Here is a 12459-nt window from a genome sequence, read left to right as displayed (position 1 = left end):
GAAACCGCCGCTCCGTGTCAGCCGCGCGCAGCGCTGGCTGTGGAGGGATCGGGAAAGACGCAGGTTCCTCCGGCTTCGGAGGTTCCGGCGCTGCACCGGGAGGCTGAACGCGACACAACCGGGAGTATTAGCCGTCAGCCCCCCGTACATACGTGGATTGGGGCCTGCGTGCAAGGGAAGCGCACCGGAACCGCCCGGATAGCGTCGCAGCGCGGCAACACTTACTCCTTTTTCACCGATCCGCCTTTAAGCTCCGATTAACCCTGTGGTTCTAATGCGGTAAGGGAAGGCTCCTCCGGAGGCATCGAATCGTTGGCGAGCCGCGCAAATCACCTTGTTTTGCTGGGATGTGGGCTATTGTGCGCCGCAACATTGCTGTGCGCCGGTATGATCGGCCCCAGCGTGGCCCAAGGACCGGCTTCCCAGCCAGTTTCTCAAGGGCCGGCTTCCCTTGCCGCCATCCCCAATCCGGCGGGCGTATCGACGTTCCCAATTGCTTCCGATGCCCGGCTGGCGGGTGACGCACGGCAAACCCGCTTCATTCTCGACCTCGACAAGCCGGTGCAGTTTCGCGCCTTCGCGCTGGCTGACCCCTATCGCGTCGTGATCGATCTTCCCCAAGTCAGTTTCCAGCTTCCCGCCGGGATCGGCACTGCGGGGCGGGGACTGGTCAGGGCGTTCCGCTATGGGCTCGTGATGCCGGGCGGGTCGCGGATCGTGTTCGACCTGACTGGGCCGGCCAAGATTGCCAAATCCTATGTGCTGGAGGCGGCCAACGGCCAACCGCCGCGGCTGGTGCTGGAACTGGAGCATGCGGATCGCACAGCCTTTGTTCAATCGCTGGCACCCGAAAGCCGCCCCGAACTGCGGCCCGCGATCGCCGAGGCGAACGCAGCCGCCGGCACCCCTCCAGAGTCGCCGGCCGCAGCTCCTCCGCCGCAAGCGCCCGACAAGCGGCCGGTGATCGTGATCGATCCGGGTCATGGCGGCGTCGACAACGGCACGCAGGCCGGCGGCGGCGATTTCATGGAAAAGAATCTGGTGCTGGGGTTTGGCCTGGCGCTACGCGATCGAATAGAGAAATCGGGCAAGTATCGCGTTGTCATGACCCGGACGGACGACACCTTTATTGCGCTTGCCGACCGTGTGAAGATCGCCCGTAGCGAGGCCGCCGCGCTGTTCGTCTCGATCCATGCCGATGCCTTGCCGCGCGGCGAGGGCGATGCCCAGGGCGCCACCATCTACACGCTGTCGGACAAGGCGTCCGACTCCGAGGCTCAGCGGCTGGCAGATGTCGAAAACAAGTCGGACGCGATCGGCGGGGTTAATCTCACCGACGAGCCGACCGAGGTCGCCGATATCCTGATCGATCTCATACAGCGCGAGACCAAAACCTTTTCAAACCGCTTTGCGCGGATTCTGATGGGCGAGATGAAGAATACGGTGCGGATGCATAAGCATCCGCTGAAATCGGCCGGTTTCCGGGTCCTGAAGGCCCCGGACGTGCCTTCGGTGCTGGTCGAACTCGGCTATGTCTCGAATAAGGGCGATCTCGAGCATCTGGTGTCGGAAAACTGGCGGAACAGGACGGTCGGCTCGATGGCGCAGGCAATTGATACGTTCCTCGCCAAACGGCTCGCAACTGCCGGATCGGCCAAGTGAAATACCAGTGCGCCTTTGTATGACGTAGACTGAAATCCCCTCCGTCCGGTGTCCCAAGCCCTAGTTTGGCCACAGCGGCAACGGTATAGAAAATTGAGTGCTGGTCTTCGGAGTCGGTCAGTATCGCCCGCCGGACCTTTTATTGTTCGACCGCGTAGCGGCAACCCGTTCGGCGGGTTTTGCCGTGTTAGGACAGACGCCGCTGATTATCGGCGCAGGGTTGGAACGGAACTTCGAAAATGCGCTTGCTGGTCCGGTTTTTGGGTTTCCTGTTCGCCGCCGGAACCGTGGTGTTCCTGGTCGGCGTGGCCGCCGTCGCAGGCGCGATCTGGCACTTCTCCAAGGACTTGCCCGACTACTCGCAGCTCCAGGATTACGAGCCGCCGGTGATGACGCGCGTGCACGCGTCTGACGGTGCGCTGCTCGGCGAATATTCCAAGGAGCGCCGCCTCTATCTTCCGATCCAGGCGGTTCCAAAGCTCGTCATCAACGCCTTCCTGGCGGCTGAAGACAAGAATTTCTACGAGCATGGCGGCATCGATTTCACCGGCATGGCGCGCGCGATGGCGTTGTACATCCAGAATTACGGCTCCAATCGCCGTCCGCAGGGCGCTTCCACGATCACCCAGCAGGTCGCCAAGAACTTTCTCCTGACCAACGAGGTCTCCTTCACCCGCAAGATCAAGGAAGCCTTGCTGGCGATGCGCATCGAGCGCGCCTATTCGAAGGACCGCATCCTCGAACTCTATCTCAACGAAATCTATCTCGGCCTCGGCGCCTACGGCATTGCGGCGGCGTCGCTGGTCTATTTCGACAAATCGGTGAACGAGCTCACCATCGCGGAGGCCTCCTATCTGGCGGCGCTGCCGAAGGCGCCCGCCGCGCTGCATCCGGTGCGTAACCGCGATCGCGCCGTGGAGCGCCGAAATTACGTGATCGATCGCCTGTTGGAAAATGGCTGGATCAAGCAGGCCGACGCCGACAAGGCCCGCAAGGAACAGCTCAACGTGACCAGCCGCGGCAATGGCGCGCATATCTTCGCCGGCGAATATTTCGCCGAGGAAGTCCGGCGCGACATCTTTGAGCGCTACGGCGAAAAGAAGCTGTACGAAGGCGGCCTGTCGGTCCGCGCCACGCTCGACCCGAAGATGCAGGTGATGGCGCGCAAGACCATGGTTGCCGGTCTTGTCCGATATGACGAGGCGAGCGGCTGGCGCGGTGCGCCGTCCAAGCTGGACATATCGGGCGATTGGGGCGTCAAACTCGCCGACGTCAAATCCCTCAACGATATCTCGCCGTGGCGGATGGCCGTGGTGCTGGAGACGTCCGACCAGTCGGCGCGGATCGGCTTCCAGCCAAGCCGCGAACTCGGTGGCGCCGTCAGCAAGCAGCGGCAAACCGGCATCATCACGCTTGAGGGTGTGCGCTGGGCCAAACCCGCGTCGGGCCCTGCAAAGGGCAGGACGCCCACCTCGGTCGCGCAGGTACTGTCGCCCGGCGACGTGATCTATGCCGACCCGCTGTTCGACAAGGAAGGCAAACCGGTTGAGGGCCAGTACCGGCTGCGGCAGTTGCCGGAAGTTTCCGGCGCCATGGTCGCGATGGATCCGTGGACCGGCCGCGTGCTGGCGATGGTCGGCGGCTTCTCGTTCGACCAGAGCCAGTTCAACCGCGCCACCCAGGCCTATCGGCAGCCGGGCTCGTCATTCAAACCGCTGGTCTATTCGGCGGCGATGGACAACGGCTATACGCCGTCGACCGTTGTGGTCGACGCGCCGATCGAAATCGACCAGGGGCAGGGCGCCGGCGTCTGGCGTCCGGAAAACTATTCGTCCGGCAAATATGGCGGCCCGACGACGCTGCGTAACGCACTCCGGCAATCGCTGAACACGGTGACGGTGCGGCTGGCGCAGGACATCGGCATGCCCTTGATTGGCGAATATTCGAAGCGGTTCGGCGTCTATGACGAGCTGCCGAACTACCTGTCCTACGCCCTCGGCGCCGGTGAAACCACAGTCATGCGCATGGTCACGGCCTATTCGATGTTTGCCAATGGCGGCCGCCGCGTGAAGCCGACATTGATCGACCGCATTCAGGACCGCTACGGCCGCACCATCTTCAAGCATGACGCCCGCGAGTGCCGCGGTTGCGACGCGCCGGGCGGCTGGAAGAGTCAGCCCGAGCCGCAGCTCGTCGACCGCCGCGAGCAGGTGCTCGATCCGATGACGGCCTACCAGATCACCTCGATGATGGAATATGTCGTGCAGGCCGGTACGGCGACGGTGGTCAAGGAAGTCGGCAAGCCGATCGCCGGCAAGACCGGCACCACCAACGACGAAAAGGACGCGTGGTTCATCGGCTTCTCGCCGGATCTCGTGGTCGGCATCTATGTCGGCTTCGACAAGCCGCGCAATCTCGGCCGCGGCATGACCGGCGGCCATCTCGCCGCGCCGATCGCCAAGGATTTTCTGAAGCTCGCGCTCGCCGACAAGCCGGCTGTACCGTTCAAGGTGCCGGCCGGCATCAAGCTGGTTCGCGTCGATGCCAAGACCGGCATGCGTGCGAGTCCGGGCGAGGGCGGCCGCACCATCCTCGAAGCGTTCAAGCCTGGCACCGCGCCGCCGGACAATTATTCCGTCATCGGTGTCGCCGACATGGACGGCCGCGCGCCGCAAGGATACTCGCAAGGGTATCAGCAACCCGATGCGGGCACCATCATGCGCCCGGGGACAGGCGGGCTTTACTAGCCCGACAGCCGATGCAATCTTAAGTTGCAGTCTGAATCCCAGACGATATCCATCCCTTGTTCGGGCGACATCGCGGGTGAGCGAAATGCCCGATTTTGACCATTCGAGCAGGGCATTCGAGAAATCGCGTCAGACGGCGCGTCCCTGATAGAGGCTATTCGCGCGGGAACGTACGTCGGAAATTGCGATGCAAGAGTTGGAATGGAGTTTTGATCGTGCGCTTCTTGTTGCGGTTTTCCGGCTTCTTGTTCGCCGCCGGAAGCGTGGTGTTTCTGGTGGGCGTGGCCGGTGTTGCAGCAGCGATCTGGCATTTCTCCAAGGACTTGCCGGACTATTCGCAGCTCCAGAACTATGAACCGCCGGTAATGACGCGCGTGCACGCCGCTGACGGTGCGCTGCTCGGCGAATACGCCAAGGAACGCCGCCTCTATCTGCCGATCCAGGCGATGCCCAAACTCGTCACCAACGCGTTCCTCGCGGCAGAGGACAAGAACTTTTACGAGCATGGCGGCCTCGACTTCACCGGCCTGGCGCGCGCCGCCGTCCTCTATGTGCAAAATCTCGGCTCCAACCGCCGTCCGCAGGGCGCATCCACGATCACCCAGCAGGTCGCCAAGAACTTTCTCCTGACCAACGAGGTCTCCTTTAGCCGCAAGATCAAGGAAGCCTTGCTGGCGATGCGCATCGAGCGCGCCTATTCGAAGGACCGCATCCTCGAACTCTATCTCAACGAAATCTATCTCGGCCTCGGCGCCTACGGCATTGCGGCGGCGTCGCTGGTCTATTTCGACAAATCGGTGAACGAGCTAACGGTTGCGGAGGCGGCCTATCTGGCAGCGCTTCCAAAAGCGCCAGGCACCTTGCATCCGGTGCGCAACCGCGATCGCTCGATCGAGCGTCGCAATTACGTGATTGATCGCCTCTTGGAAAATGGCTGGATCAAGCAAGCCGAAGCCGACAAGGCCCGAAAGGAACCGTTGGTCGTGACCAGCCGGTCCAACGTCGCGCATACCTTTGCCGGCGAGTATTTTGCCGAGGAAGTCCGGCGCGACATTTTCGAGCGCTACGGCGAAAAGAAGCTCTATGAAGGCGGGTTGTCGGTGCGCACCACGCTCGATCCGAAGCTGCAGGTGATGGCACGCAAAACGATGGCCGCCGGCCTCGTGAACTTTGACGAGGCTCAGGGATGGCGTGGACCAGTAAGCAGGCTCGACATCTCCGGCGACTGGGGCGTGAGGCTCGCCGACATCAAATCGCTCAGCGATATCTCGCCCTGGCGAATGGCCGTGGTGCTGGAAACGTCCGATCAGTCGGCGCGGATCGGCTTCCAGCCTGGCCGCGAATTGGGGGGCGCGATTTCCAAGGAACGACAAACCGGCCTCATCACACTGGAAGGTGTAAAATGGGCGAAGCCGGCCAACGGTTCGGCGCGTGGCAAGACGCAGGCCTCGCTCTCGCAAATCTTGTCGCCGGGCGACGTTATCTATGCCGATCCGCTGATCAAGGACGGCAACCCGGTCGAAGGCCAGTATCGCCTGCGGCAGTTGCCGGAAGTCTCCGGCGCCATGGTCGCGATGGATCCGTGGACCGGCCGCGTGCTGGCGATGGTCGGCGGCTTCTCGTTCGACCAGAGCCAGTTCAACCGCGCCACCCAGGCCTATCGGCAGCCCGGATCGACGTTCAAGCCACTGGTCTATTCGGCGGCGATGGATAATGGCTACACTCCCGCGTCCATCATGATCGACGGGCCGATCGAGATTGATCAGGGGCAGGGCGCCGGCGTCTGGCGTCCGGAGAACTTTTCGGTTGGGCAATATCGCGGGCCGATTACGCTCCGCGAAGCGCTCAAATGGTCGGTCAACACGGTGACAGTGCGGTTGGCGCAGGATGTCGGGATGCCCTTGATCGGCGAATATGCCAAGCGCTTCGGCGTCTATGACGAGTTGCCGAATTATCTGTCCTATTCGCTCGGCGCTGGCGAGACCACAGTCATGCGCATGGTCACGGCGTATTCGATGCTCGCCAATGGCGGCCGCCGCGTGAAGCCGACCCTGATCGACCGCATTCAGGACCGCTACGGCCGAACCATCTTCAAACATGACGCGCGTGAGTGCCGCGGTTGCGACGCGCCCGGTGGTTGGAAGAATCAGGCCGAGCCGCAGCTGGTGGATCGCCGTGAGTTGGTGATCGATCCGATGACGGCCTACCAGATCACCTCGATGATGGAAGGGGTGGTGCAGGGCGGTACGGCGTCGGTCATGCGGGAGGTGGGCAAGCCGATCGCCGGCAAAACCGGCACGACCAGCGATGGAAAAGACGTCTGGTTCATCGGCTACTCGCCGGATCTCGTCGTCGGTCTCTATCTTGGTTATGACAAGCCGCGCAGCCTGGGCAGAGCCGCGCAAGGCGGCCATACCGCGGCCCCGATCGTCAAAAATTTCATGAAGCTTGCGCTCGCCGACAGGCCGGCGACCCCGTTCAAGGTGCCTCCCGGCATCAGGCTGGTGCGCATCGACGCCAAGAGCGGGATGCGGCCCAACCCAGGCGATGGCGGTCGCACCATCCTGGAAGCGTTCAAGCCGGGCACCGCACCGCCGGACAATTACGCGATCGTCGGGGTTGCCGACACCGACGGACGGATAGCGGCACAGCCCGGAATCCCGCCTGACGCCACCAATGTCATGCGCCCCGGCGGGCTCTATTAGACGGCCGGTTTCAATAAAACCCGAGCTCACGGGCCTGAGCCGATTGCGCTTTGCGGCGTACGCCGCTACATCCGGGCCATCGAATCTAATCGGTAGCGGTTCCATCCGCAGACAGAAGAGACCATGCGCGCCGAAGTCGAACGCCTTGTTGAAGAGATCAAGCAGTCAGTCGGGCTGCTGAGGAGGCATCTTTGACGTCGAGAAATCGACGGCACGGTTGGCCGAGCTGAACAAGCTCGCCGAAGACCCCAATCTCTGGAACGATCCCCAGAAAGCCCAGAAACTAATGCAGGAGCGCACGTCGCTGGTGGACGCGCTCGAAGGCATCGGCAAGGTCGAGCGCGAGCTCGACGACAATGTCGAGATGATTGCGCTTGGCGAGGCCGAGAACGATGAAGGCGTCGTTGCCGAGGCCGAGAACGCGCTGAAGGCGCTGAAGAAGGAAGTCGCCCGTCGCGAGCTGGAAGCGCTCTTGTCCGGCGAGGCCGACAAGTTCGATTCCTATCTGGAAGTGCATGCCGGCGCCGGCGGCACCGAAAGCCAGGACTGGGCCGCGATGCTGCTTCGTATGTACACGCGCTGGGCCGAGAACCACGGCTTCAAGATCGAGTATCTCGAAGAGTCGCAGGGCGAAGAAGCCGGCATCAAATCCGCCACCATCCAGATCAGCGGCCACAATGCCTATGGCTGGCTCAAGACCGAGGCCGGCGTGCATCGCCTGGTGCGGATTTCGCCATTCGATTCCAACGCCCGGCGGCACACCTCGTTCTCGTCGGTGCAGATTTTCCCTGTCATCGACGATTCCATCAAGATCGAGATCAAGGAATCCGACGTGCGCACCGACACCATGCGCTCCGGCGGCGCCGGCGGCCAGCACGTCAACAAGACCGAGTCGGCGGTGCGCCTGACCCATATTCCGACCGGCATCGCCGTGGTCTGTCAGGCCGGCCGCTCACAGCACAAGAACCGCGCGCAAGCCTGGGACATGCTGCGGGCGCGGCTCTACGAAATCGAATTGAAGAAGCGCGAGGAACAGGCCGCCGCCGATCAGGCAGCCAAGACCGATATCGGCTGGGGCCACCAGATCCGCTCCTACGTCCTGCAGCCCTACCAGATGGTGAAGGACCTGCGCACCGGCGTGCAGACCTCGGATACCGCGGGCGTGCTCGACGGCGACCTCGACGAGTTCATGGCGGCGACCCTGGCGCAGCGCGCGTTCGGCACCGGGCCCGGCCAGGTCGAGGATGTGGATTAGCCGATGGCAAAGGTCGGCTTCATCGGACTCGGCCGCATGGGCCATGGCATGGCCGGGCGCTATCTCGATGCAGGTTTTACGGTTGCGGTGTGGAATCGCAGCAAGACAAAATCAGAAGATTTGATTGCGCGCGGTGCGCGCTGGGCTGCGTCGCCGGCGGCAGCTGGCGACGGCGCTGACGCTGTCGTGACCATGGTCGCTGACGATGAAGCGTCGCGGGCCGTTTGGCTTGGCCAGGATGGCGCTGCCGCAACAATGAAGGCGGGCAGCCTTGCGATCGAATGCTCGACCGTGTCGCACCAGCACGCGCTCGACATGGCGCGCGAACTGCGCAGCCGCGGGCTGATCTATATCGATTGCCCCGTCACCGGCCTGCCGCAAGCGGCGGCCGCCGGCAAGCTGACCTTGCTGGTCGGCGCTGACGCGGCCGATCTCGATCGGGCAAAACCCTATCTCGCGCCGATCGGCGATCTGATCAGGTACTTTGGAGCGGTCGGCACCGGCACCGTCTACAAGCTGATCAACAATTTGATGGGAGCGGTGCAGATCGCGAGCCTCGCCGAAGGCATCGCGATGGCCGAGCAGGCCGGGCTCGACATGAACCTGGTGGCGGAAGCGCTCTCGACCGGTGCGGTGGCCTCGCCGCAGGTGATCCGCCACTCAAAGCGCATGGTGGCGCGCGATTTCTCGGGCGCCTCGTTCACTGCGGCGCTGCGCCACAAGGATGCGGCCTACGCTGTGTCGCTCGCCGATACGCTGCTGCCTGGCGTGCCCGTCAGCCGCGCTGCGCTTGCCGCCTATGAGAAGGCGAAGGCAAACGCGCCCGATGATGACGAAGGCAAGATGATCGAGATCGTGTCGCAGCCGAAATAGCCTTCGGAAATCGGGTGGACGGCGACGTGCGTCCGGTCTAGCTGGTAGCGCGATTTTACCAGGTTCTTGCGAAATGACAGTCAGCGACGGCCGGATTGATGCGCGCGACTGGGCGTTGCTCGCCGCATTATCGGTGCTGTGGGGCGGATCGTTCTTCTTCAACGGTCTGGTGCTACGCGAGCTTCCGCCGTTCACGCTGGTGCTGTTGCGCGTGCTGCTGGCCGCTATGATCCTGCTGCCGGTACTTTGCGCGCAGCAACTGCCGTTTCCGAAGGGCTGGATGGGTTGGAGACCATTCTTCCTCGTCGCCTTGTTCAACAACGTGCTGCCGTTCTCGCTGATCGTTACCGGACAGACGTACATTCCGAGTGGGCTGGCTTCGATCCTCAATGCCACCACCCCGCTGTTCACGGTGGCGGTGATGGCGGCGGCGGGCGAGGAAAAGCTCATCATCAGGCGCGTGGCCGGTGTGATCGTAGGCCTTGTCGGCGTCGTGATCCTTCGCGGCGGCGGACTGGGTTTTGCCAGCGGGCAGGGGCTCGGCGTCCTGCTGTGTCTTGCGGCGTCGCTGAGCTACGGCATCTCCGCACTGATAGCCCGACGCGCGCTATCGGATTCGCCGCCGCTTGCCACCGCCACGTTTCAATTGATGGCATCGAGCCTGATGATGACCGTCGTCGCCGGCATTTTCGAGCGTCCCTGGCAATTGCCAATCCCGGGTGCTGTGACATGGTTCGCAGTGCTCGGACTTGCCGCGTTGTCGACGGCGCTTGCCTATATCGTTTTCTTCCAGATCCTACGGCGCTCCGGCGCCACCAACGTCATGCTGGTGACGCTGCTAGTACCGGTCACAGCCATCCTGCTCGGATCGCTCGTGCTCGGTGAGCAGATTTCGCCGCGTGAAATTATGGGCGCACTGGTGATCGGCAGCGCGCTGCTCGTGATCGATGGCCGCGTGCTGAAGTGCTTTCAGCGTTAGGTTACGCACGGCAAGCTTTCCACTGGGCATACCAGCCGGTGAAGCGGCCGCTGTCGCGCTCGCCGCCGTGCCACGCCGCAGTGACCGTGCCGTCGCCGGCCACGAGCACCACGACATCGAGCCCCTTGGAGCGGCGGAGCGTATCGATCGCCTGCTGCGGGGTTTGCGCAATGGGACCCGCGACATTGAAGGACGTGTTGACGGACAGTTCGACGCCGATCTGGCGGCCGAGCGCCTTGAGATAGGCATAGGTGAGGGGATCGTCGCCGGCGCGGACGATCTGGATGCGGCCGGTGCCGTCGGCGTGGATGACGGCAGGGATTTTTTCCCGCGCAAGCGGTTTTGAATGTGCCGTGAGCACCATGTAATTATAGGCGTTGTAGTCGGCGTCCGAGGCGCCAGGCAGCAATTCGAAATACTCTCTCGCAGCCTCCAGCGTCGCCATCGGCGCCAGCGGTCGAATGGCCTCGCGGTATTTGACGCGCGCGTTGAGTAGCTCGCGCACCGCCGGATCGCAGGGGTTGGCGAGGATCGAGCGGTGGCCGAGCGCGCGGGGGCCGGTTTCGGCCGCGCCCTGATACAGCGCGATCACGCCGTTTTGGGCGACCATGTATGCCATCAGGTCGGCGATCGCGTCGCGACCTTCAGACCTCGAGATATCGCCGATCTCCTGAGAGGCGATGTCATCGGCCGTAACCGCGTGGACGATGTCGTTTTGCGTAGGCGGCGTGCCGCAATAGAAGGCGTGCGTCATCGGCACGCCGCGCGGAGCACCCGCCAGATGCGCAAACAGCCAGGCGGCGCCGATGGTGACGCCGGGATCGCCGGGGACCGGCGGCACCCAAAGATGCAGGCGCGCATTGCGCTGTTGCGCGCTCGCGAACCACGCTTGCTCGAAGTGTTCGAGCAGCCGCATATTGCCAACCGCGTTCAGCGCGACGCCGCCCGTCAACACCAGCCGGTTGGCGCCGGTCATGCGCAGCAGATGGTCGACGACATGAATCATGGCATCCTCGAACACCAGTTGGGTCGCGGCGGCCTTGTCGAGGCGGTCCTTCGTATCGGGGCGGTGATGGATGTCCTCGACACGCAGCACCGCATCGGGATTCCAGAGCTGGTTCGGACGCAGCGGTTCGCCGAGAATTTCGCTGAGCGCCTGCTTATATGGATGATCGAACGGGTCGCAATACCAGTTGGCCAGGGCGCGATTGAGCCGGATTTCGCCGTTCGCACCGAAATGCAAGACGTCCCGCAACCGCGCATAGTAGGGGTTGCTCGCGCGGTTCATTTCGCCCCACGCGGCGGCGCCCATGTAGCGTCCCTCGCAGGACAGCCAGGTCCAGCCGCCTTGCGTCGACGAGATCACGCTGTAGAACGCGCCGAGTGAATCGAACATGCTGTCGTTGCAATAGAGCCGCCGCATCGCGCCGCGCTTGACGACATAAAGCGAGATCGAGCCCTGATCACCGGTACCGTCGAGCACCGCAATTGCTGTCGGTTCATCGTCATCGGCAAAGGGCGAGGCCGCATAGGAGAACCAGGCATGGTTGTCGTGATGCGGCAGGCATATCAGTGGCACGCGCTCGGCAAGCCCGAGCTGGCGGGCGAGGATCTTTGGCGTCCGCGTCATCTGGTCGAGGCGGCGGCCGTCAAAGCCGGCCGCTTCGGTAGTGCGCAGAAGCTTCAGACTCTGCGGCAGTTCCTCGAGCACCGAGCGCGCCAGCGTGCCGGCGAGCGTCGGATAATCCCAGCTCGTGAGCCAGGCATCGATATCGCCGATGTCTCGGCCGATGTCCCGCAGCGTCGCCACCGCGGCATCGATCGACAGCTTCGGATACTCGGTCGTGTGCTTGTTGCCGGAAAAGCGTTCTTCCTCATTGTTGACGATCAGCCGTGGCCCGCCTGCCTGCGTCACCTCGACGAGCGCCAGACCCGAATTATGCGTGCCGGGGGCGCCTAAGCCAGCGAGATAGACCGTTTCGCCCCGCGCGAGCTTGTCGCGAACATGTGCGATCCGTGCATCGGCGAAGGCCGAGCCGAGCTGGTGAAATCCTGCGGCTCCCATCGTTTTTGCCGCGAGCCAGCGCGCGAAGCTGTAACCACCGGCCGCGAGCCTTGGATGGCGCGGACCAATTCGTGTGTTCTGTTTCAACCCTGTTGAACCTCTGGGCCTTGCGATTACGCCAAGCGACGGCGCCAGGGTGCATCAACCACAATTGGCATCCGGCAACAATGCTC

At 63.2% G+C, this 12459-nt stretch carries 7 protein-coding genes; 6 read left to right on the top strand and 1 reads right to left on the bottom strand.

Annotated features, from left to right (window positions below; all coding sequences use genetic code 11):
- The first annotated feature begins 312 nt into the window (after positions 1–312).
- The 6 genes from HCN50_RS17640 to HCN50_RS17615 all read left to right on the top strand — a co-directional run bounded on the left by HCN50_RS17640 (position 313) and on the right by HCN50_RS17615 (position 10221).
- Positions 313–1662, top strand: coding sequence for an N-acetylmuramoyl-L-alanine amidase (locus HCN50_RS17640; RefSeq protein WP_171710936.1), 1350 nt, complete (start codon positions 313–315; stop codon positions 1660–1662).
- 239 nt (positions 1663–1901) lie between these two features.
- Positions 1902–4409 (top strand): penicillin-binding protein 1A, encoded by a 2508-nt coding sequence (locus HCN50_RS17635; RefSeq protein WP_171710935.1) that lies wholly within the window; start codon positions 1902–1904, stop codon positions 4407–4409.
- A gap of 215 nt (positions 4410–4624) precedes the next feature.
- Positions 4625–7114, top strand: coding sequence for a penicillin-binding protein 1A (locus tag HCN50_RS17630; RefSeq protein WP_171710934.1), 2490 nt, complete (start codon positions 4625–4627; stop codon positions 7112–7114).
- Positions 7115–7237: 123 nt separating this feature from the next.
- Positions 7238–8369, top strand: a protein-coding gene (gene prfB / locus HCN50_RS17625) for a peptide chain release factor 2 (protein WP_171710933.1) whose coding sequence is annotated in 2 segments (ribosomal slippage) — positions 7238–7306 and positions 7308–8369 — 1131 coding nt in all. Because the reading frame shifts where the segments join, the coding sequence is not laid out codon by codon here.
- Between the two features lie 3 nt (positions 8370–8372).
- Positions 8373–9242, top strand: a complete 870-nt coding sequence (locus HCN50_RS17620) for an NAD(P)-dependent oxidoreductase (protein WP_171710932.1) — start codon at positions 8373–8375, stop codon at positions 9240–9242.
- Between the two features lie 73 nt (positions 9243–9315).
- On the top strand, positions 9316–10221 hold the full coding sequence (locus HCN50_RS17615) for a DMT family transporter (protein ID WP_171710931.1): 906 nt from the start codon (positions 9316–9318) through the stop codon (positions 10219–10221).
- Between the two features lies 1 nt (position 10222).
- On the opposite strand, the gene HCN50_RS17610 is transcribed toward HCN50_RS17615, so the two are convergent.
- Positions 10223–12286, bottom strand: coding sequence for a carbamoyltransferase C-terminal domain-containing protein (locus HCN50_RS17610; RefSeq protein WP_171710930.1), 2064 nt, complete (start codon positions 12284–12286; stop codon positions 10223–10225).
- Positions 12287–12459: the final 173 nt, after the last annotated feature.

The sequence above is a fragment of the Bradyrhizobium archetypum genome (genome assembly GCF_013114835.1).
GTDB classification, from domain to species: domain Bacteria; phylum Pseudomonadota; class Alphaproteobacteria; order Rhizobiales; family Xanthobacteraceae; genus Bradyrhizobium; species Bradyrhizobium archetypum.
The sequence above is the reverse complement of the archived record's forward strand: the minus strand, read 5'-3'. Positions and strand labels throughout refer to the sequence as shown.